This is a genomic window from Hyphomonas sp. CACIAM 19H1 (assembly GCF_003325995.1).
GTDB classification, from domain to species: domain Bacteria; phylum Pseudomonadota; class Alphaproteobacteria; order Caulobacterales; family Hyphomonadaceae; genus Hyphomonas; species Hyphomonas polymorpha.
Genome location: NZ_CP016437.1, coordinates 3345103 through 3370575, shown reverse-complemented (window position 1 = coordinate 3370575; position 25473 = coordinate 3345103). Strand labels below are relative to the sequence as shown.

The window sequence follows — 25473 nt, the reverse complement described above, 5'->3', positions numbered from 1 at the left end:
GGCGCGGCAAGCGAAAAAAGGATGACATTTTAAGGCGTAAGGTTAATTGGCGACGCATTCGCCCCATAGGCGCAAAGCGCGCGGCGGCGTCCCTTCAGGTTAGAATATCGCTGGCAGGGAGCTTTGCTTCGCGGCGGGCGGCGAAATGGGTTTCGAAGGCGACGACGAGGCAGGCCGCGATGATGATGCCGGCGCCCGCCCAGACGCGCCAGCCGGGGATTTCCTGGAAGAAGAAATAGCCGAGCAGCGCCGACCAGATGAGGCCGGTATATTCGAACGGGGCGAGGGTCTGCGCCTTGGCGCGCGCATAGGCCATGGTCATCAGCCACCAGATGCCGATGCCGAAAACGGCCGCGCCGGTAAGCAGCGTCCAGGCGCCATCTGCCGGCAGCGGATCGGTGAACACCAGCATGAAGGGCAGCAGGAACAGCGCCGGGAAGATGTTCATGAAGGTGACCAGGGTGAGGCTGTCTTCCTCTCTCGTCCGCAGGCGGAGGAGAACGATGTTGAGGGCGTAGAGAACGGCAGAGGCGAGGACCGAAGCCGTGCCATGGAGGCGGTTGCCATCGGCGGGCGCGCCGGACGTTTCCGCCGTGGCGGCCAGCGCGGCGCCGCAGAAGCCGACGAGAGAGGCGCCGATGGTCACCGGGCTCATCTTCTCCCCAAGGATGATGCGGGCGATGGGGGCAATCATCAGGGCCGCCGTGAAACCCAGCACCACGGCCTCGGCCAGCGCAATCTGCGTCAGCGAATAGAAGAAGCAGAAAGCGGAGATGACCTGTGCCAGCGATCTGAGGGCATGAAAGCGGATGGCCGGCAGCGAGGGGAAGGGACGGCGGGCCTGCAGGAACAGCGCGAGCATGATTGCCGAGCCGAGCGCATACCGCCAGGTGGTGGCCGTCAGTACGCTGGTGGCGCCCTGCATTACATATTTCATCAGGGCATCAATGCCGCAGCCAAAGACCACGCCAAGGCAGACCAGAAGGATGGGGTGGGGCGTGCGCATCAGGCCGCCGCGTGCAGTCCCAGCCAGACAACATAGGCGGCATAGCCGGTCAGCATGATGGCGCCTTCTGTCCGGCCGATGCGCCAGCGCGACATGGCGGCGAGGAAGAGAAGCACGGTTGCCGCCAGCATCACCCAGATATCCAGCCGGATGATTTCGGCCGGCACGGGGATCGGCTTCACGATGGCTGTGACGCCCAGAATGCCGAAGATATTGTAGATGTTCGAGCCGACGATATTGCCGAAGGCAATGTCGCCCTGCTTGCGCAGCGAGGCCATCACGGAGGTGATCAGTTCGGGAAGCGAGGTTCCTACGGCCACAATCGTCAGGCCAATGATCGTTTCGGAGATCGAGAACATCCGGGCAAGGTCAATCGCGCCGCTGACGAGGAAGCGGGCGCCGAGCATCGTCATCACCAGGCCGCCGACGACGAAGACGAGATCGATGCCGATGGCGCCGGCGGAAAGCTTTGGCGTGTCCACCGGTCCGCCCGCGGCGGCGGTGGCCGCTTGCGTGGCCTTCCGGTCCTGCTGGAAGGCAAACCAGATATAGGCGGCCAAGCCGACCACGAAGACGATGCCCATCCAGCGCGACAGCTGGCCCGAGACGACCGCCCCGATGCAGAGCAGGGTGGCGATGGCCAGGACCACCCCATCCCGCTTGAAGGCATTCCGGGCAACCGCGATCGGGAAGATCAGCGCCGCCGCGCCGAGAATGAAGAGGATGTTGGCGATGTTGGAGCCAACGACATTGCCGATGGCGATGCCGGGCGAGCCGGCGAAGGCGGCCTGCAGGCTGGTGACGAGTTCGGGCGTTGACGTGCCAAAGCCCACCAAAGTGAGCCCGATCAGCAGAGGCGAAATGCGGAATTTTCCGGCAAGATTGACCGCGCCCTTGACGAGGAATTCACCGCCCGCGACGAGCAGGATCAGGCCGAGCACGAGATACACAAAAATCATCGATTATCCCCAGAGGCGCGTTGCTGGGAGCGGGTGTGGCCCATCCCGGTGCCGGGCGGAAGATGGGCGAGGAAAAATATTATGAGGGCGGCCCGGCGCAGGGAGGCTCTGGCATCTTTTGGCCTCCAGACTATTGATTTCCCCTGTATTAGTGGTGCCTAAGACCAGCCTGACCAATTTAGACCGCCTGATTCCGCCTATGACACCTTGTCCCAAACTCCGGGTATCTGCGTCCGCATGAAACGCCTTATCCTGATGCGCCACGCCAAGACCGAACCCTGGAATGAGGGGATCGACGATTTCAGCCGCGCGCTGACGCAGCAGGGCCATGAGGACGCCACGCGGATTGCCCAGGAAATCGTGGCCATGGGCTGGAGCCCCGAGCGGATCCTGGTTTCCAGCGCAAGGCGGGCCAGGGAGACCTGTTCTGAAGTCGCCAAGGTGGTGACAGGAGAAAAGGTGCGCCCGATGGAAGCCCTTTACCTGACCGGCGTGAGGGGTCTGACCGAGGCGGTGTCACAGAATGACGGCGCGGGGGTTCTGATGCTGATCGGGCACAATCCGGGCCTGCATGACTTTGCGCTGAGCATCCTGCGGGAAGGCGGGTCGCTGGACCATGCCGCCTCGCTGCGGCTGCACGAGAAGTTTCCGACCAGCTGCGCGGCGCTGTTTGAGACCGAAGAGGAGGGCGCTTTCGTGCCCGCCAATTTCCGCCTGGTGCAGGTTCTCCGCGCCAAGGATTTCCGCGCGGCGAGCGCCGGATAAAAAACCGCCCCTTACCCTTTGGGGGCAAGAGGCGGGAGGAGCCACGGTTCCGTGGAGAGTTGGGCTTGAGAGGCTTTAAGGGGCTGGAACCGTGATCTGGGGCCGCTCAGCGGCGTTCGGCGTGGACCTGGGTCAGCAGCTCGCTGTCGATTGAGCGGACGGCGCTGTCCATCGTCTTGCGGACGCAGAAGGTTTCCACGATGGAGCGGGGCACACGGATGTCAGCATTTTCAGACACGCAGCGGTCTTCGATCTGCTTGCGGATGTGCTCGTACTCGGCTTCCGCGCCGGCGACGGTGGACAGCTTTTTCGAGGAATAATTCACATCCATTTCGAACTTTTCGCTGGCAGCGAAGGCAGGGGCGGCGACGGTGGTGGCGGCGAGGGCGGCGGCGATGATGAAGCGTTTCATGGGCGTTTCCTTGATGCGGGTTTTCGAGGGAGGGGAGAGAGGGGGCCGCGCAGCCAGCCAGGGGAAACTGGCTGCGCGGGGGGGAGCCGCTTAGTTGCGGGCTTCGCGGCGGTTCTGGCGGCGGCGGCGAGCGACCAGGAGGTTCAGGCGGCCCTCCGAGCCATCGTCATTCGCCGGCAGGGACCGGAGGGAGGCATCGTTGGCGATGAGGCCGTAGGCCAGGACACCTTCGAAAACCAGGCTACCGTTGTCGCTGAGACGGGCGCGGGGGGACATGACTTGATACTCCTTCTTGATGATCGGTTTGTCCGTTTTGTCTTTGGTGGGCTCTTCCCGCCGCCGACACAGACTAGATAGATCATGAATTATTGTTTTTCAATATGAAATTATCGAAAAAAAATAAGTATCAATAAAATCAAGGCGATAATATCATCGAATAACGATAATTCCCCGCTTCGGCTGGTGCGCGAGGGAATTATTGTAATTCGATAATGCTGGATTTGTGGGTCAGCGCTGCTGGCGGCAGCGGTCCGAACAGTATTTCACCTCGTCCCAGACCCGTTCCCATTTCTTCCGCCAGGAGAACGGGCGCCCGCAGCTGGCGCAGATTTTGGTGGGCAGATCGGATTTGCGGACGGCCTTGCCGGAACCGGCTTTACGAGGCATGGGCGCGGCGTTCCTGTATGATCCCGAGATCAAAGCTGAGCTGTATCGCGTCTGCCGGGGCCGGCGCCCTCTTTTTCGGGGCAGCCTGCCGGCCGCGGAAGGGAATGCCCGACCGCCGGCTGCCATGGCGCGCCTGAATCTCCTCGGCCTCGGCGGCATGTTCGGCGTTCCGGCGAAGGGCGAAGATCCGGCTGCGGGCCTCTTCGGCAGCGGCCATGTGATCGACCATGCGCATCGGGTAGGTCTGGCCCAGAACAATGCCGGCCCGCGCCCGCACCGAAGCGGGGGCCTCCCAGGGCGCATGCAGCCACTCGTCCGGCAGGGCGGAAAGCTCCGGCACCCAGCGGCGGATGAAGGCGCCCTCGGGGTCCTGGTCGCGGGATTGCTTGACCGGGTTGTAGATGCGCGGCGTGTTGATGCCGGTGGTGGCCGACTGCATCTGCGCGTGGGGATAATGAATGCCCGGCTCAAAATCCGTGAAGAGGCCCGCGAGGCGTTCTGCGGGCAGTTTCCAATCCAGCCACAGATGATGGGCTGCAAAGGCCATGGTCATGGCGCGCATGCGGAAGTTCAGCCAGCCGGTGGCCTTGAGGGAGCGCATGCAGGCGTCGAGAAACGGAAAGCCCGTGCGCCCTTCGATCCAGGCAGCAAGCCGGGGATCATCTTCTTCCGGCGCGGGGCGCAGCCCGTCATAGGCGGGATGAAGGTTTCGGGATTCTATCGAGGTCTGGTCTTCAAGCTTCTGAATGAAGTGACAGTGCCAGTGCAGGCGGGAAATGAAGCTGCCGATCGAGGCGGCAAATTCCGCATTCCCCTCCCGGGCATGCATTTCCTTCGCCCTCTGCGCGGCCTGCCAGGCCTCCCGCATGGAAACCGTTCCAAAGGCAAGATGAGGCGACAGGCGCGAGCAGGCATCGGCCGCGGTCAGCGGGCTCGACATCTGCCGCTGATAGGCCTGGCCGCGAACCTCCAGGAAACTGCGCAGACATTCCACGCCGGCGGCGCGCCCGCCTTTCTGGCGCTGCGGGCAGTCATCAGGCCCCAGCCCGAAATCCTGAGGCAGGGGAAAGTCTTCCGCCTGCACCTGAGCGGAGAGCAGGGTTTCCGGAGCAACCATCCGTGGGCGGCGCATGAAGGCTTCCCAGTGGCTGGCCCATCCGTCTCGGGATTTCAGGGCCCGCTGGACCCCATTCTGGGGCTGTTCCCGCAGGGAAATGCCCGCATTGCGTGCCCAGCGGCCAACGGCGCGGTCACGGTCAAAGGTCCATTGCAGGCCTGTTTCCTCATGCGCATGGATGGCGGCAATCCCCTGCCTGCGGTGGATCTCCGACAAGACATCGATGGCGTTTCCCGTGCGGATGACGAGGCCTGAGCCGCGCGCCTTGAGGGCTGCGTCAAGCTCTTCAAGTGCTTCCTTCACAAAGTCGAACTGGCGGCGGGAGTGTTCCGGCAGCGCCCAATAGCCCGGCTCGAAGATGTATAGCGGCAGGATGGGCGCGCCGCTGGCCGCGGCCGCCATGAGCGCTGCGTGATCATGGACACGCAGATCGCGTTTAAACCAGATGACATGCACACCAGACATGGAACAAATATAGAACAAACCGCCTTGGCCTGCAAGGGGTGGCGCGAGGAACGCCCGCCGCGCCGTTCTCGCAGCGTTTCGTTGCGGTAGTGAAACGAGTGTGATTGAAGGTTTAAAGGTTTGGGGCGCGGTTCCTTGGGGGGAGGGACATGGGGGCAGATGGGGAGACAGCTCGGCAACTGGTTTTGCCGCTGTATGGCGGGGGCCTGCGGGAGCCGTCTCCCGACATGGCCAGCGCCCATGCGGCGGCCCATTCGCTGGCCATCCACCGGCCTGAAGATTCCGCCATCCGGACACTGACGGCCGCCCAGATGCGGGGGGCGGGCCTTGGCCTGTTGCTGCTGGCCGGTCTGGCAGTGAGCGCCCCTGAGGCCGCCTTTGCCGCGCTGAGCCTGGGCGCATTCTTTTTCTTTGTGGCGGCGCTGGCCTTTCGCGGCGCCGTATATGTTCACGGTATCAGGGCGGCGGCGCACGTGCCGCAGGCTCGCCGGGACATGGCCGGCGATGACGGGGTTCTCTGGCCGGTCTACACGCTGCTCATCGCGCTCAAGGATGAGGCGGAGAGCGCGGCCCAGCTTTCGCAGGCGATCTGCGATCTGGATTATCCGAGAAACAGGCTGGACATAAAACTGCTTGTCGAAACGGGGGATGAGGCCACCTGGGACGCCTTGCGCGCGCAGTCCTGGCCGCCGGGCACGGAACTTCTGATCGTGCCGCCCGGTCAGCCGAGAACCAAGCCGCGTGCGCTGAATTACGGACTGCTTCGTGCAAAGGGCGAATTTGTCGTTGTGTATGATGCCGAGGATCGTCCGCATAGGGATCAACTGAAGGCGGCGGTGCGGGCGTTCCGGATGGGTTCCCGTGATCTGGCCTGCGTGCAGGCGCCGCTTGTGGGGGACGGCGACAGGGGATGGATCGCCGGGCAGTGGGCGTTGGAATATGCCGTTCAGTTTGGGCGCATTCTGCCCGGGCTTGCTACGCTCGGGTTTCCGATTGCGCTGGGCGGAACAAGCAATCATTTCCGCAGGGCGCTGCTGGAAGGCGTGGAGGGGTGGGACGCCTGGAATGTGACGGAGGACGCCGATCTGGGGTTACGGCTTGCCCGCAGCGGGCTGCAGGTGGGCGTCATTGAGCCGCCGACCCTGGAAGCGCCGCCTGAAGCACTCGGGGTCTGGCTGGCGCAGCGGTCGCGCTGGCTGAAAGGGTTTCTGCAGACATGGCTGGTGGTGATGCGGCGCCCCCGCAAGGCGATGAGGGAAATGGGCGCGGGAAATTTCCTGGCGCTTCAGCTGACGTTGGGGGCGGCCATCCTCTCGGCAATGGTTCACGGGCCCTGGGCCGTGTGGCTGGCCACGACACTGGTTTTACCCGGCATCGGGCCGGGCCCTCTATTCCTCTGGTTTATCGGCGCCTCCTATGCCGCCAGCATCGCCATGGCGCTGGCCGCGCCCGGAGCGCGAGACCTGCGCCGTTATGGGCTGGCGCTGACGCTGCCCCTATACTGGCCGTTGCAATCCATCGCGATGGTGCGGGCACTCTACAGCCTGGCGCGCAGACCTCATTTCTGGGCGAAGACGCCTCATGGCAGCCCGGCGCCGGTGAGGCCACGACAACAGGCTGCCCCTGTCGGGCGAATTCACTCGTCTGAGGCTTGAGTTGTTCTGGGGCCGAAACGTTCTCCGTGCGTTCGCGGGTGAAACGGAGAACGGGCGGGTCTTCACACTTTGACGCCGGGTGACCGCTTGGCGCCGCGAGGGTGGCAGAATAGGGTGACGTAGAGACAGACACCGCCCAGGGAGCACCGCAATGGCTTATGACAATGCCGAGCAACTCGAAGAGTTCCGGCTCGAAACGCGCAAATGGCTGGAAGCCAACTGCCCCCCTTCGATGCGCACGCCGATGGTGGATGACGAGGTTGTGTGGGGCGGCCGCAACGCCACCTTCAAGAACCCCGATTCCAAGCTGTGGCTCGACCGGATGGCCGAGAAGGGCTGGACCGCGCCGGAATGGCCCAAGGAATATGGCGGCGGCGGCCTGTCGCGCGCGGAAGCCCGCGTGCTGGAGCAGGAGATGCGCCGCATCAAGGCACGCGCGCCGCTGTTCTCGTTCGGCCTCTGGATGTTTGGCCCGGCGCTGCTCGAATTCGGCAATCACGAACAGAAGCTGCGCTTCATTCCCGACATCGTGAAGGGCAAGATCCGCTGGTGCCAGGGGTATTCGGAGCCGGGCGCAGGGTCTGACCTCGCGGGCCTGCAGACGCGCTGCGAAGACAAGGGCGATCATTACCTGATCAACGGCCAGAAGGTGTGGACCTCCTATGCCGACAAGGCCGACTGGATCTTCTGCCTGGTGCGCACCGATACCAGCACGAAGCATGAGGGCATCAGCTTTATCCTGTTCGACATGAAGTCGCCGGGCGTCGAAGCGCGCCCGATCCAGCTGATCTCCGGCGAGAGCCCGTTCTGCGAAACCTTCTTCACCGATGTGAAAGTGCCCAAGGACCAACTCGTTGGCCGTCTCAATGGCGGCTGGGAAATTGCCAAACGCCTGCTGCAGTTCGAGCGCTCGTCGATTTCTTCCAGCGGGTTTGGCGGCACCGGGTCGCTCTCGCCTGAGGAATACGCCAAGCAGCTGATCGGCACCGACGAGTCCGGCCGTCTGCTGGACGGCGATCTGCGGGGGCGCCTCGCCGATCACCGGATGTATGCCAAGGCATTTGCGCTGACCGTGCAGCGCCAGACCGAACAGGCAAAGGCCGGTCAGGCCGTGGGCCATACCGCCTCGATCCTGAAATATGGCGCCGCCAAGATGAACCAAGACCGGCACGAGCTGCTGATCGAAGCGCTCGGCACCGAGGGCCTGGGCTGGGCAGGGGAGGGCTTTGACAAGGGCGCCCTGCGCGTCACGCGCCAATGGCTGCGCTCGAAAGGCAACTCCATCGAAGGTGGCACGTCCGAGATCAACCTCAATGTCATCGCCAAGCGCGTGCTGGGTCTGAAGGATCATCAGTAGGCGGGACTTGATCGCTGCTTTTCGGAACAACCCTACGACATAGAATTTAAGGTGTCAGAGTAATGAGCTTTGTACTGACTGAAGACCAGGAAATGCTGCGCGAAACCGCCATGGCGTTCGCGCGTGACGAACTTTCCGTCAATCATCTGCGGGCGCTGCGCGATGCCGGCGCCAATGGCAAGGACGCAAAAACCCGGCAGAAACTCGCCGAGCTTGGCTTTTTTGGCGTGATCATTCCCGACGAGCCGGGCGCGGAAACCTTTGGCCTGACGGGCCTTGGCCAGATCCTCGAAGCGCAGGGCCGCACCCTTGCGGCCACGCCCCTGCTGCAGACGGCGCTGATCGCTGCCTCGGCCTTCCAGCTTGGCGGCAGCCCCGCCCAGCAGGCCGAATGGCTGCCGAAGATCGCGGCTGGCGAGGTGACGTTTGCGCTTGCCCTCGACGAGTCCGCACATTTCTCGCCCTACAGCGTTTCGACCGAGGCCGAGCGCAACGGGCAGGGCTATACGATCAACGGTATGAAGAAATATGTGCCCGATGCGCATCATGCCGACATGCTGATCGTTGTGGCGCGCACCTTTGGCAGCAATGGCGATCGCCATGGTCTCAGCCTGTTCCTTGTGCCGGCTGATGCCAAGGGCGTAACCATCAGTGAACTGAAAACTGTTGACAGCCACGGCGCCGCGCATGTGACGTTTGATGATGTCATGGTGCTGGAGAGCACGCTGATCGGGCCGGCTGACCAGGGCGCTGATATTCTTGATCCCGTGCTCGACCGCGCAGCCATCGGGCTGGCCGCCGAAATGCTCGGCTCGGCCCAGGCCGCGTTCGACATGACGCTGGAATACCTCAACAACCGCAAGCAGTTTGGCCAGCTCATCGGCTCGTTCCAGTCTCTCCAGCACCGCGCCGCGAAGATGTTTGTCGAGCTGGAAATGACGCGCTCCTGCGTCGCTGCGGCGCTGTCGGCGGCGGATGATGGCAAGACCGATCTTGCGGAACTGGCGAGCCTCGCAAAGGCAAAGGCCGGCGAGCTTGTGCATCTGGTCTCCAATGAATGCGTTCAGATGCATGGCGGCATCGGCATGACCGATGCTGCAGAGCCAGGCTTCTACATGAAGCGCGCGCGGGTGCAGGAAGCGCTCTACGGATCTGCCAGCTGGCACCGGGATCGCTACGCCCGTCTCGCCGGCTTCTGATAAAAGCACTGGTTTTTCCCGGTTTGGTTTTCCTTTTCGGGCGTTGTGTGGAACTATAAGTTCTGCATAACGTCTGAGAAGGAGATTACCCATGACCATTTCACGCCGCGAGGCCAAACCTCTCTGCACGGCCGCCGAATTTGCGCTTGCCAATGAGAGCTATCCGCCCGCTGTTGGAAATCTCAATGAGAAAGAGCTCCGTCAGCGGATAAATCGCGTGCGAAAGCTGCGGGATAAATACGCTGATCTGGCAAGCAAGCAGGCCCGGGAAATCCGCGGCAAGGCGGCGCCGACCCGGCAGAAGGCGCCCACCGGCAATGCGGCGACTGTCACCAAACGCGACTTCTTCGCCGAAACGCTGGACCGTTTTGAAACCAAGCTCGGCATCGTTGAGCGCAGAGCGGCGCGGGAAAGCGCAGCAGCAGAGAAAGAGAAGGCCCAGGCGGCCCTGCAAACGGCCCTGGACCGGAAGCAGACGGCTTCAAAGGGCAAGCCCGCATCCCGAAAGGCAGGCAAGGGCATGAGTTCCGCGCCGTCGAGCAAGCGGGAAGCCTTTCCGAACCTGAAGACAATGAAAGGCGCAGCCCGCGCCAACAATGCGCGCAGCCAGGCAAAACGCGACGCCAAGCGCTGAGCGTATCTGGAAAAACAAGAAAGCCGCCGCTCCGGTGATCGGAGCGGCGGCTTTGCTTTGTGAGTTCGGTGGCCTCAGGCTTTCTTGAGCGCAGCGGCTTTTTTCAGTTCCTTGGCGATCAGATAGTAAAGCACCGGGCGATGTTTGGCGCGCACGCTGCGGCCATACTTCTCTACCGCTGCCTTGATGGCGGCATCTGCCTTTGCCTCATCGGTGACGCCGAGCCGTTTGCCGATGAAATTCGTCTTTACGCGGGCGAGTTCATCCTTGTCGGAGGCGGCAACCGTGGCTGAGTCAGCCTTATAGATTGCCGGGCCGCAGGCTTTGACAACTGCATCGAGAAGGGCAAGGTCCGGGCGCGCTTCGCCGACTTTTTCCTTCAGGTCTGCGATATACTTCTCAATAAGCACTTCTTTGGCGCTGGGCGCCTTGGTGGTGGCTTTTGCCATTTTGATTTCCTTCCTTGGTCCACTCCAGCGCAAAAAGGCGAAGCGGATAATGCCACAGGGTTTGCGAAGGAGGCCTGATGCCTCAAGGGCATGTAGACCTCGCTTCGCCGGAAGGATCAAGCAGAAATGCACAGGCTGTGCATTTCTGACTCAATTATCAGTATACAGATTTTACTTGTTGAGTGCGTAAATCATGCAGACACTGGAGGATATCTGCTGGGGCTTATCATCCGATGGCAGATTGAGCGTGTCGATATCAGCCTGGCTGATGGTTACCTGGCGCCCGCCGACCATGCCGCTGGCCACAGGGGGCGGCGGAGGCGGCGGGGGTGGGGGCGGCGCCATCGCAGCCGGCGCAGACCGATAGTAGTCGTAGTCACTGCCCGCCATGGAGGACCACTGACCAAGGCAGGGGCCGCCGCCTTCCTGCACAACCATCAGCTTGCCAAGCGTTGCGCCGCTGGCCGCAGCCGTGGCCCTTGCGCGGGCGGAGCCATCCTTCACCGCGGCTTCATAGGCGGCGAGGTTCATCTCGGTGGTTCTCTCAAGATAGGTTGAGAGGCCGGAAGAGTTTTCCGGCGCCAGCGCCAGGGCGCCTGCGCGCGCGGCGCCCGCCTTGGAGACATCTTCCACGATCACGCTCAGCGAAACGCGCGCCTCATAGGCGCGGATCTTGTCGGAGCGCTCATTGTCGATGCGATTGCCATCCTTGTCCTTGTATTGCTCATAGAGCGCGGTGACATTCACCGAGGACTGAATGACGGTGCTCTTGCCGGCCGTCTTCTTGATCGTGTCATAGGCAAGACGCCCCCGCTCGACCGCCAGCTGCATCGCTTTTTTCGAATCCTTGTCCGTCTCCAGATAGGTGACCGAGAAGGAAGCGCGGTTTGGAGCAACCTCCATGTTGGCCCGGCCAAGCACTTCGATGACGGGGCTTCTCGTCCAGTAGGGCGTTGTGAAGGCCTCGTTCTGGAAGTCGGGCATCGTCTGCGCGCTGGCCACAGACGTGGCGGCCGTACTCATCGCAAGGAACAGGCACGCAAGGGCGCGCATGGTGGAAGGGCGTTTCATGTGGGTCCCCATAAGGTCAGTTGTGAATGCGGCCTGCAGAGTGAACTGCAGGCCGCAAAACTATCGAACCTTTAATGTGGCCGTACAATGGCTGGATTAGTCCCCTTTTTCGTTCGCTTCGGACTGGAGCAGCGTGTAGCGCTCAATGCCGATACGCTCGATCAGGGCGAACTGGGTTTCCAGATAATCGACGTGTTCTTCCTCATTGTGGAGGATTTTGAAGAACAGATCGCGGCTGCCATAATCGCGCACTTCCTCGCAATATTCGATTGCGTCGCGCAGCAGCGGGATGGCGATATTCTCGAGCTTGAGATCGCATTCGAGGATTTCCTGAACGCTCTCGCCGATATGCAGCTTGCCCAGATCCTGAAGGTTGGGCAGGCCGCCGAGGAAGAGGACGCGCTCGACCAGCCAGTCGGCGTGATGCATCTCCTCGATCGATTCCTCATACTCTTTCTTGGCGAGCTTGGAGACGCCCCAGTCGCGCAGCATGCGGGAATGCAGGAAATACTGGTTGATGGCGGTCAGCTCGTTTTTCAGGGCCTGGTTCAGGAAGTCGATGACCTTCTTGTCGCCTTTCATGGGGAGCTCCGCTGGTTGGCTATGTAAGTGAATCTACTTAGCCATATAGAGGAGGGGTCTGCGGCGATCAACCAAAAAATCCAATAAAATCAATTGCATATGAAAGTGCGACACAGTTGCAGCAGGCATGGCTTGAGTGCCTGCGCAAGGCAGGCACAGTCAATGCTTTGAGTTTTCAGGAAGAAACCGTTTGCAGCGGACGCTTATTCAGCAGCCATCATCGGCAGGGAGCCGCCTTGAGCGTCCATCTTCTCGGCAATCATTTCGCCGATCGTGGTGGAGCACTTGCCGCAATTGAACTTGCAGCCATGGTGCGCCTGCACAGCCTTGGGGCTGCGGGCGCCAGCATCCACGGCCTCACGGACCGACCGGCAGTTGATACGATTGCAGACGCAAATGATCATGCGAACCATTTGCAGCACTTGCGAATGAGTGTCAATCAGGCTTTTGCGGAATGCGGGCCTGAATTTGCATCCCCGGAAACGGTCAGGTGGCGGGCGGACTTTCCCATCCAAAAACATCTTCAATTCCAAGGCCGAAGACCCTGGCTATCCGGAAGGCGCTTTCCAGCGAGGGGGAGTATTTGCCCCGCTCTATCGCGATGACCGTCTGGCGGGTGACGCCGATCGCCTCGGCAAGCGCTGCCTGGCTCATCCCGCCTCGGGCTTCGCGCAGCTCCCGGATGCGATTGGTGATCGGAGGGGCGTTGGCCATGGCTCAGCCACCCCGGCGGTACAGGAAGATCTGGAAGGCGTATTCTGATATCTGCGACAGCATCAGGCTGAGAAAGACCAGGTGGAACAGCATGTTTCCATCAAGGTTCACCGAATAGTGCCAGAGACCCCCGAGCGCCGGAACGGCCAGCACATAGCCCGACCAGTTGCCGGCCTTGTCGGCGATGATCTTCTCCCGTTCGTCGGCGGGCGCATCGGCCTCCTTGCCGGCCATTCCCGCAAGAACCGACATCACGATCACCGAGGCAATCACGATGAACACCACATAGGCGATGACGAAGCCGATGATCGGCGGGGCGGTTCTGCCAAGCGCCTCGGAAAGGCTCATCACCTTGCCGAAATAGGAGACCGCGCCCGCACTCAGGATCAAGCCCATGCCCCAGGCCGATTTTTCCCGGAACGACATGTTCGCGACGGTTTCGATAACAGACATTGCGGTCTCCGATCGTGTCAAAAATTCTATACATTCTCATATGGTTCAAAATTTTTGACATGTCAAACATATTTTACAAAACTTGCCCCGTCGCTTGACGCCCCCCGGCGCGGCCTCTAGGTCCGGCGGACCATTAATCAGTAGTGGCTGACGACACGATGACCGACCTTTCGACCCTCGCCCAAACTGCCAAGGCCTGGCCTTTCGAGCTTGCGCGCGCGCTGGAAAAGCGCGTGGCCGAGCAGGTGAAGGCCGGGGAGCGCAAGGCGGACGCGCCGGTCATCTTCGAGACGGGCTACGGCCCCTCGGGCCTGCCGCATATCGGCACCTTCGGCGAGGTTGTGCGCACCACGATGGTGCGCCATGCCTTTGAGGTGCTGACGGCGGGCAGATATGCCACGCGCCTGATCTGCGTATCCGATGACATGGACGGTATGCGGAAGGTTCCCGATACCGTGCCCGATCCCAAATCGCTGGAAACCTTCCTCCAGAAGCCGCTGACCTCGGTGCCCGATCCTTTTGGCACCCATGCGTCCTATGGCGCGCACATGAATGCGCGTCTCTGCGCCTTCCTCGACAAGTTCGGCTTCCAGTACGAGTTCCTTTCGGCCACCGACTGTTACAAGTCCGGCCGGTTTGACGCGATGCTGCTGCGCGCGGCGGAGAAGTATCAGGCGATCATGGATGTGATGCTGCCGACCCTGGGGGAGGAGCGGCGGGCCACCTATTCGCCCTTCCTGCCGATCAGCCCGAGCACAGGCCGCGTGCTGTATGTGCCGATGAAGAAGGTGGACGCGGCGCGCGGTGAAATCACGTTCACGGATGAAGACGGCACGGATGTGACGCTGCCCGTTACCGGCGGCGCGGTGAAGATGCAGTGGAAGCCCGATTTCGGCATGCGCTGGGCCGCGCTGGGCATCGACTTTGAAATGTTCGGCAAGGACCATCAGGCCAACGCGCCCATCTATTCCAAGATCTGCCGCATCCTGGGCGCGCGCCCGCCGGAACAGTATGTCTACGAACTGTTCCTGGACGAGAAGGGCGAAAAGATCTCCAAGACCAAGGGCAATGGCATCTCGGTCGAGCAATGGCTGACTTATGCTCCGGACGAGAGCCTGGCGCTGTTCCAGTTCCAGAAGCCGCGCGTGGCGAAGAAGCTCTATTTCGACGTCATCCCCAAGACCGTGGACGAATACCTCACCTTCCTCGAGAAGTTCCCGCAGGAAGAGGCCGCTGCGCAGCTGGAAAATCCTGTCTGGCACATCCATTCCGGCCGCCCGCCGCAATGGTCGAGCCCGGTCAGCTTCGCGCTGCTGATGAACCTGGTGGCGGTCGCAACCCCGACCGACACTTCCCAGCTCTGGGCCTATATCACCCGTTATGCGCCCGAAGCGTCTCCGCAGACCCATCCGCTGCTGGATGAGCTGGCAGGCTATGCCATGCGGTATTACCGGGACTTCGTGTTGCCGGCGAAAACCTTCCGGGCACCGACGGAGCAGGAGCGCGCCGCGATGGCCGACCTTTCCGGGCGCCTCAAGGCATTCAGCGACGAGCCCACTGGCGAGAACCTGCAGACGCTGACCTTCAGCGTGGGCAAAGATCATGGCTTTGAAAATCTGCGCGAATGGTTCAAGGCGCTTTACGAGGTGCTGCTGGGCCAGGAGCAGGGGCCGCGTTTCGGTAGTTTTGCAGCGCTCTATGGCGTGGCCGAGACCGCCAGGCTGATCGACGACGCGCTGGCGCGTGGCTGAGCTGTAAGCTGAAAGTAACGCAAATGCGGGTTATGGATGGGTCTTCCCAAGGAGGCCCTCTGCCCATGCGTCTTTTCATTCTTGCTGCGCTCGCCCTGACTTTGCCGATGACGGGCTGTGTGGCGGCCAAGATCGTAACCGTTCCGGTCAGCCTGGCGGGGGACGCGCTGGAGGCAACGGCCAAGGGCGTGGTGTATGTGGGCGGCACGGCCGTCCGCGTGACGGGCGACGCGCTGGACGGGCCGGACGACATGGTCCGCCTCGAGGTGACCTACAAGAAGGGCAAGGGCACGCGCACCGAGACGCGCGAAGTCAAAGCCAAACATGTCGAGCGCGAAATCAAGAAGATGAGCAAGAAGGGCAAGGTGGTGGACGTGGAAGTGTCGCCGCTCCGCTGACCCCTGAAAAAGAAACCCCTGACCCGCTTTCGCGGGCCAGGGGTGCAGTTTCGCTGCGCGCCATACAGCCGGGAAGCGGCCCGGCTATCGCGCTGCAGCGATCAGGGAGACTTTGGCCTTGGGCAGCTTGCCCTCCGGCCAGCCGGCCCAAAGCTCTGTCTCATGGGCCTTTGCTTTTTCGGCGGCGGCTTCTTTCACATGGCCGAAGCCGCGGATTTCGTCAGGCACTTTGGCAATCTCGACGGCCAGGCTGTGATTGGTGGGGGTCAGCTCCCGCGCAATCCGGCCCATATTGGCAAGATAGTCATCGCGCAGGCCGCGTTCCATCTTGCGCTCCTCGGTATAGCCGAAGAGGTCGAACCGGGTGCCCCGCAGGCCTTTCAGCCGGGCGAGAACCCGGAAGCCGGTCAGCATCCATGCGCCGAAATGCTTTTTCTCCAGATGCCCGTTGGCATCCTTCTTCGAGAGGATCGGCGGGGCGAGCCAGAAGCGAAGCTTGCCGCCCTTGAACTGGCTTGCCAGCTGCTCAGCAAACTTTCCATCCGTATAGAGACGGGCAACTTCATACTCGTCCTTGTAGGCCATCAGCTTGTAGGCATAGGTGGCCACCGCGCGCGTCAGGTTTTCGCCGAGGCCGGCCTGCGTCTCTGCCGCGCGGACCTCTGCCACGATGTCCCGGTAGCGGGCGGCATAGGCGGCATTCTGATAGGCGATGAGGCGGCCGGCGCGGTCCTCGATCAGCTCGTCCAGCGTCTTGGGCTCGATATGGCCGCGGGGATCGTGCTGCGGGGCGAGGCGTTCAGGCGCCGCGGCGGCGAGGCGGCCGATATTGAACGCGGCCATGTTATCCTCAACCTTGGTGCCGTTGAGGCGGATGGCGCGGTAAAGGCCGCGCAGGCTGACGGGCACTTTGCCCTTCTGCCAGGAATAACCCACCATGATCATGTTGGTGTAGATGGCGTCATGCAGATAGCCCACGGCGAGCGCTTCGGCATCAAAGGCGCCGAACTCTGCGGTCTGGCGTTTTACCCGCGCCGAGAGCAGATCGCTCTCGAAGCGTTTTGACCGGTTACGGATGAATTCCGAAGTGGGGGTAACGTCCGAATTGGTGTAGGCGGCCGTGCGCTCCGGGTCCATCAGGTTCAGCGCGTCGCCGCCGGCGGCCACCACAAGGTCGCAGCCGATGATCAGGTCAGCGCTGGCCGGGGGCACGCGGCCGGTGGAGATCATCTCCGGCTCGCGCGCAAAGCGCACATGGCTGAGCACCGGCCCGCCTTTCTGCGCAAGGCCCGTCATATCCAGCGTGCAGGCCGCATTGCCGTCCACATGCGCGGCCATGGCCAGCACGGCGGCAACCGTGGTCACGCCCGTTCCGCCCACGCCCGTGAACAGCACGTTCCAGGGCCGGGCGAGGCTGGGCGTTTCGGGCAGGGGCAGGCCGTCGGCATCAAAGACAAGGCGCGGCTGGTCTTCCCAGGCCGGTTCGCCGTCCTTGATCGTCACGAAGCTCGGGCAGAAGCCCTTGACGCAGGAAAGATCGGTATTGCAGGTCGACTGGTTGATCCGGCGCTTGCGGCCAAGTTCGGTCTCCACCGGCTCCACCGAGAGGCAGTTGGATTTGATCGAGCAGTCGCCGCAGCCCTCACAGACTTCGGTGTTGATGATGGTGCGTATACGGTCTGGGGCGATCATGCCGCGCTTGGAGCGGCGGCGCTTCTCGGTTGCGCACATCTGGTCGTAGATGATGACGGTTACGCCCGGCGTCTGGCGCAGTTCCTTCTGCACGTCTTCCAGATCGTCACGGTGATATATCTTCACGCCGCGCGGCAGGCCGGTGACGGCGGCATAGCGCGTCGGATCTTCCGTCACGATACGGATGGTCTTGACGCCTTCGGCCTCCACCTGCTGGGCAATCTGGGCGGGCGTCTGGCCAGATTCCACATGCTGCCCGCCTGTCATGGCAACCGCGTCATTGTAGAGGATCTTGTAGGTCATGTTTGCGCCGGAGGTGACAGCGGCGCGGATGGCCAGGGAGCCGGAATGGGAATAGGTGCCATCGCCCAGATTGACGAAGACGTGGGGTTCCTCGGTGGCCCAGTGCTGGCCCACCCAGGCAATGCCTTCCCCGCCCATCTGGCTGGTCATGTCGGTTTTCCGGTCCGGCATGAAGTTCGCCATATAGTGACAGCCGATGCCGGCGAGAGCCCGGGAACCCTCGGGAACATTGGTGGAGGTGTTGTGAGGGCAGCCCGAACAGAAATGCGGCGAGCGCACGGTGGGCGAGGCGTTCGTGCGCGCAGCTTCGCCGGCGCTGCCCACGCGGTTGAAATAGGCCTCGGCGCGGCTGGTGTCCCAGCCCGAAGGGATTGAGCGCATCAGCGCGTTGGCGATTTCCGGAATGCTCAGCGAGGCGATGTCGGAGAGGAGCGGGCGGCCTTCCCCGTCGAACTTGCCTTCGATCACTGGGCGCCGGCTTTCGGGAAGGTCATAGAGGGCTGCCTTCAGCTGCGCTTCGATCAGCGCGCGCTTGTGTTCGATGACCACAACGCGCTCCAGGCCGGAGCAGAATTCGCGGATGCCTTGCGGCTCCAGCGGCCAGGGCATGGCGACCTTGAAGATGCTGAGGCCGAGGCGGCCGGCTTCTTCCGGCGTCAGGCCGATCGCGGCGAGGGCTTCGAACACGTCGCGGGCTGCCTGTCCGGTCACGATGATGCCGATGCGCGGCTTGGGCGAAGGCAGGATGACATGGTCCAGCCGGTTGGCGCGGACATAGGCCTGCGCGGCGGGCAGCTTGATCTGGCGCAACCGGGCTTCCTTGTTGAGGGGAATGTCGCCCCGGCGCATATGCACGCCGCCTTCCGGGAAGGGGAAAGACGGCCGCTGGATCGACAGCCGGCTGAGCGTGACATCGACCACGGAGCCCGAATCCATCGTATCGGCGAGCGCCGTGAGCCCGACCCAGGCGCCGGAGAAGCGGCTCATCTCCCAGCCATGGATGCCGTAATCCAGCACGTCCTGGATCGAGGCCGGGTTCAGTACCGGGATCTCGGCATCCATCATCGCGTAATCGGACTGGGACGGCAGGGTGGAGGATTTGCAATTGTGATCGTCGCCCACGATGGCGAGGACGCCGCCCAGCGCCGAGGTGCCGGCCGCATTGGCGTGTTTGAAGACATCGCCCGTCCGGTCGACGCCGGGGGCCTTGCCGTACCAGATGCCGAACAGGCCATCGAATTTTGCGCCGGGGAATAGGCCGAGCTGCTGCGAGCCCCAGACCGCGGTGGCGCCGAGGTCTTCGTTGAGGCCTTCCCAGAATTTTATGTCGTGAGAATCAAGAAGCTTCTGAACGGCGCGGAGTTGCTGGTCGTAGCCGCCGAGGGGAGAGCCCCGATAGCCGGAGATGAAACCGCCAGTATTGTGGCCTGCGGCAAGGTCCAGGCGCTTGCGATCAATAGGTAGGCGGACGAGGGCCTGGATGCCCGTCATATAAGCCTTGCCCTCGACAAGCTCGTATTTGTCGTCCAGCGTAACTTCACGATGTTTCATGGCAGACTGGCGCTCCAATGTCTGCGGCATATTATTGGGAAAAACGAACGAAATTGCTTGCCTATCTTGCAAGAATTTTGTTATTTCCGGGAATATTCTTCCAATTGTTGAGGGGTTCCCGGTAAATTGTCCCAAGAGCTTGATAGCATTGATGCCCGCATCCTCGATCTGATTCAGCATGATGCGAGCCTGTCGGTCGCCGAAATTGCAGAGCGTGTGGGACTTTCTTCTTCACCCTGCTGGCGGCGCATCAAGCGCATGGAAGAGGCCGGCTTCATCAAGGGGCGGGTGACGCTGATTGACAATCATGCGCTGGGGCTGAACTTCGAGGTGATTGCCAGTGTGAAGCTGGCCTTGCCGAGCAAGGAAAACCTTGAGGCGTTTGAAGCGCTTGTGCAGCTCTGGCCGGAGGTGGTCGAATGTATGACCGTGACCGGTGCGGTAGACTATTCCATGCATATCGTAACAACGGACATGCATGCCTATGACAACTTCCTGCGCGACAAACTCCTTGGTTCCAAACTGGTTTCTGATGTTCAGTCACGGATTGTCATCCGCGTTGCGAAGAAAACCACGGCCTTGCCCCTCGGCCTCGTGCGCCAGTCCGCCAAGTCGAGCGATTAGGGCCCGGCGGGCGGCAAACCGCGCCATTTTGAGTATTCTGGCGGCCAGTTTGATGACGGGTCCGGTCATGGCGGAGACAATTCCGGACAAATCCGGACAGATCCGGGCACTTCTGGAGACCGCGCGGGAGAGGCACGGCCTGATCGGGCTGGGCGCCGTGGTTGCCGCGCCGGAGGACGGGATCATTGCGCTCGCGGTTACCGGGGAGCGTGTGCGCGGCGGCGCGGCCATTCAGGCTGCTGACGCCTGGCATATTGGGTCCAATACCAAGATGCTGACCGGGCTGGGCTGGGCTCGTTTGGTGGAGGCAGGCTCGGCGCGCTGGGGCATGACGCTGGGCGAGATTTTCGAAGGCGAGACGCTGCATCCTGGCTGGCAGGATGTGACGATTGAGGAGCTGCTGGCGCATCGCTCCGGCGCGGGCGCCAATCCCGGCGTGCTGTGGATGACCAGGGCCGGGCGCAATGGCGACCCCGTGGCACAGCAGCGCGCCAGCCTGGTGGCCAGCACCCTGCAGAAAGCCCCGGCGGGAAAGCGCGGCGCGTTTGTGTATTCCAACCTTGGCTACATCATTGCCGGAAGGGCGATTGAGCAGGTGGCGGGAACAGGGGAGACCTATGAGCAGCTGATGCGCCGCCTTGTCATCGATCAGGCACCGCAGGGCGCGGGGATGGGATTTGGCTTTGGGCCGCCGAGCGCCATTCAGGGGCACAAGGGCGGATTGTTTGGCGGGCTGAGGCCCGTGGGCACCGGGCCTTCTGCCGACAATGCGCCCGCCTTTGCGTCTGCCGGAACAGCCCATATCAGCCTGGCCGGGCACGCCCTTCTGTTGCTGCCTTTTCTGGAGGGCCCACAGGCGCTGCCTGACGAAATGCGCCGCAGGCTGATGATGCCCTATCCGGACGCGGCGGCGGAGTATGCCATGGGCTGGGGCGTGCAGACGGGCAGGGATGGCAAACCCGTTTATCTGCATGCGGGGTCCAACACGATGTGGCTGTCACAGGTGGTGGTGTTGCCGGAGCCGGGCGCGGTGATCATTGTCAATACGAATACGGCGGGCAAGCAGGCAGACGAAGCCATCCGTGAGCTGACGGGACAGCTGATCGGCTGGGCGCAGGAAAATGCCCGTTAGAGACGTTCGGCCCGCACGACATGCCCATCGGAACGCACAAGGCGGTAATCTTCCCCCTCCGGCCAGACGCGCAGATAGGTGATGAAATCGTTCGGGTTGATGCCCACCTGATCGGGCCCCTGGAAGAAGGCGCCCGGTTCGAAACAGACCCAGGCAAGCGGGCGATCCCAGCTGGCCTCTGCGCCGGCCTCTTCGATCATGGCCTGCAGGGCGCGGCGCGTTTCGGCCGGGGGATATTGCAGGAAGACCGAATGATAGATCACGGTCGGCCCTTCTTCGGGGCGCGAGGCGAGCTTTGCCTTCAGCCAGTCTGCCGCGTCTGCCGTGTCGACGCGAACGCGGGTGCGGCGGGCCAGCGCGATGGCGGCGTCGAGCCGCGCGAGGCGCTCGGGCTGGTCGGGCCAGACATAGGATTTGAGGCGGCGGGCGGCCGAGGCCTTTGAAAGATTGATCGGCGCCTGATCGCAGGCTGCACGCGAGGCGACGTTGAACGACATGTCGATATGGTCCGGGGGCGGACCGATCCAGTCGGTATCGATGGTCACATCGCTGTTGCCGGTAAGCTCCCAGCGGCTGGTGCGGTAATTGAACCGGTCCCAGTTCTGGTTGAGGCCTGCGCTGGCACCCAGTTCCAGCATGTGCATCGGCCCCGGAAAGAGGCTGGCAACCTTCAGGAAACCCGGCACGAGCGCAATGGCGCGCCGGGTTTCGTTGGTCTGCGGGGGGGATTTCATGAATACCTTTGCGGCCCGTTCACGCCTTGCCAGCCAGTCGCGTGCGACGGGCCAGACGGTATCCATCCTCCAGTCAGGATTGGCCGCCGGATAGACGGCCGCCAGTTCCGGCGCTTTGCCGCCGAGAACAGCATAGTGAAGATACCCTGCGATCCGCAGCGAGAGCGCATCGCGGCGAGGGTTGCCCGGCCAGCCCCTGACCAGCCGCTCAACCGGCCCGCCGGCCTCGATATCACTGGCCATGGCGAGGCACAGGGCCTCCATGAATGGAGAACCCAGCGCAGCGCAGAACCCTGCCTGCTCGCGAAAATGCGCCAGAATGTCGTCCTTGGTCGTTCCCGCCACGCGGTTGTGCCCCTTCGCTCACATACTACCGATAGAGGTATGTAAAGAGACTTCATAGCCGGAATTTATTGCCGTGCAGATGATTTCTGGTGTTAACCTTATTCCTGCCTCATGCAGCGGCAGGGCGGGGCCGTAACCGCTGAAGGACCAGGCGCGGGCGCGGCCTTCATGGACGAGAAATGCTTTCCCTTCAACGGCGTACATGGCACCGTCCGGAAGCCGGGCGGGGGTGATGATCTCGCGCGCGTGGCGGCCCGTGAGCACCTGCTGCATCGCGCCGGCGGAGAGGGCATCGGCGTCAGAGATGGAGGCGCCCGGCGTCAGGCGGCCCGCGCGGAGGAGGGCCTGCCGGAAAGCTTCCGCCTTCTGGCGGCGGCATTCGAAGCAGGGCCGGTGCCCGCCGGCCAGCGCGGTTGCCTCATCAAGGAAGAAGAGTTCGGTATAGAGGCCCGGCTGCATGAGTTTGCGGCGCCGGCCCTTGAACTGAAGCTGGCAGATGATCCAGCGCTGGCTGGCCCATTGCCTATCCTTCAGTGTGCGGTCTTCCCGGTGGAAGCAGCCGCCCCGGTTTCCCATGAACAGGCCGTGTTCAGGAACGGCGTGCAGGTGCCCGAACGGATCAGCCCGGTTCTGGAGCGGCACGTATCAATCCTTTTTGTCTGCGTTCCCCAGAAGCCTTATCGCCTTTCCGTTCACTTCCCACATCCGATCATTCGATACCGTGAGCACGGCGACGGGCGTGCTGTGTTCCAGCGACTTGAATACGTGAATCTCGCTCGGAACCGGTCCAGCCAGATCGGTGACCCAAACCATGATGGGCGTGCTGCCTTCCAGATCAGCTGATTTGCTGACGACAAGGCAGGATTTCGTGAAGCTGAATGGTTCACCGGTAACGCCGTCGGCTGATACTGGAACGCGATAGTGTGTGCCGAACTGGACCTCATTCATACTCGCCTGCGGTGTGAGGAAGTAAGCGTCATGTCCTGTTGGTGTGGAGATCACTACGGTATTCACCGTTGCAGAACATTTCCGCAGTCCGGCAAGTGTCTCAGAAGCTGAAAGCTGTGCTTCGAAAGCTGCAGCCTGTTCTTCATTGAGAGAAAAGCGTGCGGGGGCGTCCTCGAAGATCTCGAAGTCGGTCACTTCGCCTCGGTCGATGGTGAAACTTGCGGCGATGCGCCAGTCAGGGCTCTTGCCGGAAACGAACGTGACTTGATAGAGGCCGGGCGGCCCGACAATTGGTGTAACCACCCAGCCTCTAATTCCAAGTGTGCCGGGAGCAGGGTGTTCGAGCAAAACATCTGTAGCAACCCATGCCGCAACATCGCGCGCATAGATTTCTGCGCCGCGGGCGATGCTGAAATCTATAGCGCTGAGCTCTTCCAGGCTTAGCTGCTCTTCAGCTTCTGGCGGCGTATCCGCCTGCGCAAAGCGCCCGCAGAACGAAGCTGCAAGGAATGCAAAAACTGCAAGCGCAATGTGCAGGCGGCGCACGAACGTCAGACCCGTTCGACCGCCATGGCGATGCCTTCGCCGCCGCCGATGCAGAGGGAGGCCATGCCTTTTTTCAGGCCGCGGTCTTCCATGGCGGCGAGGAGCGTGATGAGCACACGGGCGCCGGAGGCGCCGATCGGGTGGCCCATGGCGCAGGCGCCGCCATTCACGTTGAGCTTGTCATGGCTGATGCCGAGTTCCTTCATGGCGATCATCGGAACGACCGCGAAGGCTTCGTTGACTTCCCACAGGTCCACATCCTCGGCCTTCCAGCCGGCCTTCTGGAGGGCCTTCTGCATGGCGGGGACGGGAGCGGTGGTGAAGTATGCAGGTTCCTGCGCATGGCTGGAGGCCGAGACGATTTTCGCGATCGGGGTGAGGCCGCGTTTCTTGGCTTCGGATTCGCGCATCAGCACGAGGGCGGCGGCGCCATCGGAGATGGCTGAGGCGTTGGCGGCGGTGACCGTGCCATCCTTGCTGAAGGCGGGCTTCAGGCTGGGGATCTTGTCGGGCATCGCTTCGCGAGGAAGCTGGTCGGTGTCGATCACGGTTTCGCCCTTGCGGGTTTTCACGGTGACGGGGGCAATCTCGCGCTTGAACTTGCCGTTCTTGGTGGCGTCCTGCGCGCGCTTCAGCGTTTCAAGCGCGTAGGCGTCCTGCTGCTCGCGCGTGAACTGGTATTCGCGGGCGATCATGTCGGCGAAGTTGCCCATCGGGCCGCCTTCATAAGCGTCTTCCAGGCCATCGGTGGCCATATGGTCGCGCGCGGAGGCGGCGCCGTATTTGTGACCCTGGCGCAGGGTGATGAGATGGGGCGCATTGGTCATGGATTCCATGCCGCCGGCGACGATGACGGTGGCTTCGCCCGCCAGCAGGGCGTTGCGGCCCATGACGACGGCTTCCATGCCCGAGCCGCACATCTTGTTGATGGTGGTGGCTTCGGTTTTTTTGTCGAGGCCGGCCTTGATGGCGGCTTGGCGGGCCGGGGCCTGGCCCTGGCCGGCGGGCAGGCAGTTGCCCATGATGATCTCGTCAATTTCGCTGGCGCCGAGCTTGGCTTCAGCGGTTGCGGCTTTCACGGCATGAGCGCCAAGCTCATTGGCCGAGAAGCTGGCAAGTTCGCCGAGCAGGCCGCCCATGGGCGTGCGGGCCATACCTACGATGACGACCGGATCTTTCTCTGACATGGGGCGCGTTCCTTCCTGACAATGGTTTCTTGTGCGGCGCGGTAGAATAGGCGCCGGACATGCCGTTTCGTCAAGGCCGGGGTGGCCGGTTCCCGGCGCGCGTCAGCTGCCGAGGGCGGCTTCGATATCCGCCGCCAGAGCCTTGTCGCCGGGTTTTACCGAGGAGGGGTAGGCCTTGATCGGCGTGCCATCGGCGCGAACGAGGATCTTGTGGAAGTTCCATTTCGGCTGCGCCGGCTCGCCCAGCGTGGTGACGGCGGCCTTGTAGAAGGGGTGCTGATCCGGGCCGGTGACGGCGTATTTCTTGGTCAGCGGGAAGGTGACGCCGTAATTGATCTCGCAGAAGGATTTGACGTCCTCCTCGCTGCCGGGCTCCTGACCGCCAAAATCATTGGACGGGACGCCGACGATCACGAGGCCGTCCGCCTTGTTCGCCTCATAGAGTTCCTGAAGGCCGGCATATTGCGGCGTATATCCGCAGCGCGAGGCAGTGTTGACCACCAGGATGGCCTTCGCGTTGAGGCCGGTGAGATTGAGCGGTTTGCCGTCGATGCTGGTGAATTCGGTGGCGGACATGGCGATACCGGTCTCCTGGGCAGCGGGCGGGGTGGGGGCGTCCTCCTTGGGGCCGGCGGTCGCTTCGGAGCAGGCTGCGAGCAGCACAGGGGTGGCAAGGGCGAGCATTGCTAGGCGCATCGGCGCATCTCCTGAAGGTAATCCAGAGGAAGTATAGGCCGCTGAAAGGCCGCGTCATCCCC

General features: G+C 62.5%; 27 protein-coding genes. 9 read left to right on the top strand and 18 right to left on the bottom strand.

The features are described from left to right. Positions 1–94 precede the first annotated feature (94 nt). Positions 95–1006 (bottom strand): DMT family transporter, encoded by a 912-nt coding sequence (locus BBF93_RS15655; protein WP_114106541.1) that lies wholly within the window; start codon positions 1004–1006, stop codon positions 95–97. Beyond that, complete coding sequence (locus BBF93_RS15650; RefSeq protein ID WP_114106540.1) at positions 1006–1965, bottom strand: calcium/sodium antiporter; 960 nt, start codon at positions 1963–1965, stop codon at positions 1006–1008. The genes BBF93_RS15655 and BBF93_RS15650 overlap by 1 nt, the downstream gene beginning before the upstream one ends. Before the next feature lie 237 nt (positions 1966–2202). Between BBF93_RS15650 and BBF93_RS15645 the strand changes: the two genes are divergently transcribed. Continuing rightward, a complete protein-coding gene (locus tag BBF93_RS15645) occupies positions 2203–2730 on the top strand; it encodes a histidine phosphatase family protein (RefSeq protein ID WP_084324406.1) in 528 nt (175 codons plus the stop codon). Between the two features lie 106 nt (positions 2731–2836). Here the strand turns inward: BBF93_RS15645 and BBF93_RS15640 are convergent, their stop codons facing one another. The 4 genes from BBF93_RS15640 to BBF93_RS15625 all read right to left on the bottom strand — a co-directional run bounded on the left by BBF93_RS15640 (position 2837) and on the right by BBF93_RS15625 (position 5390). Next, positions 2837–3142, bottom strand: a complete 306-nt coding sequence (locus tag BBF93_RS15640) for a UrcA family protein (protein ID WP_035601429.1) — start codon at positions 3140–3142, stop codon at positions 2837–2839. Positions 3143–3232: 90 nt separating this feature from the next. Further along, on the bottom strand, positions 3233–3418 hold the full coding sequence (locus tag BBF93_RS15635; protein ID WP_035601427.1) for a hypothetical protein: 186 nt from the start codon (positions 3416–3418) through the stop codon (positions 3233–3235). 231 nt (positions 3419–3649) lie between these two features. Continuing rightward, positions 3650–3808: a DUF2256 domain-containing protein gene (locus tag BBF93_RS15630; RefSeq protein ID WP_084324405.1), complete on the bottom strand. Its 159-nt coding sequence runs from the start codon at positions 3806–3808 to the stop codon at positions 3650–3652. After that, complete coding sequence (locus tag BBF93_RS15625) at positions 3798–5390, bottom strand: FAD-binding domain-containing protein (RefSeq protein WP_255417539.1); 1593 nt, start codon at positions 5388–5390, stop codon at positions 3798–3800. Before BBF93_RS15625 ends, BBF93_RS15630 begins: the two co-directional genes overlap by 11 nt. A 227-nt stretch (positions 5391–5617) precedes the next feature. On the opposite strand from BBF93_RS15625, the gene BBF93_RS15620 reads away from it, so the two are divergent. The 4 genes from BBF93_RS15620 (at position 5618) to BBF93_RS15605 (ending at position 10235) form a co-directional block, all read left to right on the top strand. Then, on the top strand, positions 5618–7045 hold the full coding sequence (locus tag BBF93_RS15620; RefSeq protein ID WP_162786597.1) for a glycosyltransferase: 1428 nt from the start codon (positions 5618–5620) through the stop codon (positions 7043–7045). A gap of 151 nt (positions 7046–7196) precedes the next feature. After that, positions 7197–8402 carry an acyl-CoA dehydrogenase family protein gene (locus tag BBF93_RS15615; RefSeq protein WP_114106537.1) on the top strand — a complete coding sequence of 402 codons (1206 nt, stop codon included), beginning with the start codon at positions 7197–7199 and terminating at the stop codon, positions 8400–8402. 62 nt (positions 8403–8464) lie between these two features. Then, positions 8465–9601 (top strand): acyl-CoA dehydrogenase family protein, encoded by a 1137-nt coding sequence (locus BBF93_RS15610; protein ID WP_035601421.1) that lies wholly within the window; start codon positions 8465–8467, stop codon positions 9599–9601. A gap of 91 nt (positions 9602–9692) precedes the next feature. Beyond that, positions 9693–10235 carry a hypothetical protein gene (locus BBF93_RS15605; protein ID WP_035601419.1) on the top strand — a complete coding sequence of 181 codons (543 nt, stop codon included), beginning with the start codon at positions 9693–9695 and terminating at the stop codon, positions 10233–10235. Between the two features lie 74 nt (positions 10236–10309). Here BBF93_RS15605 and BBF93_RS15600 read toward each other — a convergent pair whose 3' ends face one another. The 6 genes from BBF93_RS15600 to BBF93_RS15575 form a co-directional block, all read right to left on the bottom strand. After that, complete coding sequence (locus BBF93_RS15600) at positions 10310–10684, bottom strand: DUF2853 family protein (protein ID WP_035601417.1); 375 nt, start codon at positions 10682–10684, stop codon at positions 10310–10312. 171 nt (positions 10685–10855) lie between these two features. Further along, positions 10856–11755: an SIMPL domain-containing protein gene (locus tag BBF93_RS15595; RefSeq protein ID WP_162786596.1), complete on the bottom strand. Its 900-nt coding sequence runs from the start codon at positions 11753–11755 to the stop codon at positions 10856–10858. Positions 11756–11851: 96 nt separating this feature from the next. Beyond that, positions 11852–12337, bottom strand: coding sequence for a bacterioferritin (bfr, locus tag BBF93_RS15590; protein WP_114106535.1), 486 nt, complete (start codon positions 12335–12337; stop codon positions 11852–11854). Between the two features lie 203 nt (positions 12338–12540). Further along, positions 12541–12750: a bacterioferritin-associated ferredoxin gene (locus BBF93_RS15585; protein WP_233349166.1), complete on the bottom strand. Its 210-nt coding sequence runs from the start codon at positions 12748–12750 to the stop codon at positions 12541–12543. Between the two features lie 73 nt (positions 12751–12823). Beyond that, a complete protein-coding gene (locus tag BBF93_RS15580; RefSeq protein ID WP_114106534.1) occupies positions 12824–13051 on the bottom strand; it encodes a helix-turn-helix transcriptional regulator in 228 nt (75 codons plus the stop codon). Between the two features lie 3 nt (positions 13052–13054). Further along, on the bottom strand, positions 13055–13504 hold the full coding sequence (locus BBF93_RS15575) for a hypothetical protein (RefSeq protein ID WP_051612735.1): 450 nt from the start codon (positions 13502–13504) through the stop codon (positions 13055–13057). Between the two features lie 158 nt (positions 13505–13662). Here BBF93_RS15575 and BBF93_RS15570 point away from each other — a divergent pair, with 158 nt between their 5' ends. Together BBF93_RS15570 and BBF93_RS15565 are read left to right on the top strand one after the other, a co-directional pair. Further along, the gene (locus tag BBF93_RS15570) at positions 13663–15255 is read left to right on the top strand and encodes a lysine--tRNA ligase (RefSeq protein ID WP_114106533.1); all 1593 of its coding nucleotides are present in this window, start codon (positions 13663–13665) and stop codon (positions 15253–15255) included. 65 nt (positions 15256–15320) lie between these two features. Continuing rightward, positions 15321–15653 carry a hypothetical protein gene (locus BBF93_RS15565; protein WP_114106532.1) on the top strand — a complete coding sequence of 111 codons (333 nt, stop codon included), beginning with the start codon at positions 15321–15323 and terminating at the stop codon, positions 15651–15653. An 84-nt stretch (positions 15654–15737) separates the two neighbouring features. Here the strand turns inward: BBF93_RS15565 and BBF93_RS15560 are convergent, their stop codons facing one another. After that, on the bottom strand, positions 15738–19199 hold the full coding sequence (locus BBF93_RS15560) for an indolepyruvate ferredoxin oxidoreductase family protein (protein WP_233349164.1): 3462 nt from the start codon (positions 19197–19199) through the stop codon (positions 15738–15740). A gap of 126 nt (positions 19200–19325) precedes the next feature. Here BBF93_RS15560 and BBF93_RS15555 point away from each other — a divergent pair, with 126 nt between their 5' ends. Both BBF93_RS15555 and BBF93_RS15550 read left to right on the top strand, forming a co-directional pair. Next, a complete protein-coding gene (locus BBF93_RS15555; protein WP_035601403.1) occupies positions 19326–19823 on the top strand; it encodes an Lrp/AsnC family transcriptional regulator in 498 nt (165 codons plus the stop codon). 52 nt (positions 19824–19875) lie between these two features. Next, positions 19876–20955 carry a serine hydrolase gene (locus BBF93_RS15550; protein ID WP_162786595.1) on the top strand — a complete coding sequence of 360 codons (1080 nt, stop codon included), beginning with the start codon at positions 19876–19878 and terminating at the stop codon, positions 20953–20955. On the opposite strand, the gene BBF93_RS15545 is transcribed toward BBF93_RS15550, so the two are convergent. The 5 genes from BBF93_RS15545 to BBF93_RS15525 form a co-directional block, all read right to left on the bottom strand. Beyond that, positions 20952–22034: a DUF2332 domain-containing protein gene (locus BBF93_RS15545; protein ID WP_114106529.1), complete on the bottom strand. Its 1083-nt coding sequence runs from the start codon at positions 22032–22034 to the stop codon at positions 20952–20954. The two genes, BBF93_RS15550 and BBF93_RS15545, sit on opposite strands and share 4 nt — an antisense overlap. A gap of 18 nt (positions 22035–22052) precedes the next feature. After that, positions 22053–22676 carry a hypothetical protein gene (locus BBF93_RS15540; RefSeq protein WP_114106528.1) on the bottom strand — a complete coding sequence of 208 codons (624 nt, stop codon included), beginning with the start codon at positions 22674–22676 and terminating at the stop codon, positions 22053–22055. Positions 22677–22679: 3 nt separating this feature from the next. After that, positions 22680–23528 (bottom strand): hypothetical protein, encoded by an 849-nt coding sequence (locus tag BBF93_RS15535; RefSeq protein ID WP_114106527.1) that lies wholly within the window; start codon positions 23526–23528, stop codon positions 22680–22682. Between the two features lie 5 nt (positions 23529–23533). Continuing rightward, positions 23534–24715, bottom strand: coding sequence for a thiolase family protein (locus BBF93_RS15530; RefSeq protein WP_114106526.1), 1182 nt, complete (start codon positions 24713–24715; stop codon positions 23534–23536). A 102-nt stretch (positions 24716–24817) separates the two neighbouring features. Beyond that, positions 24818–25411, bottom strand: coding sequence for a glutathione peroxidase (locus BBF93_RS15525; protein WP_035601395.1), 594 nt, complete (start codon positions 25409–25411; stop codon positions 24818–24820). Positions 25412–25473: the final 62 nt, after the last annotated feature.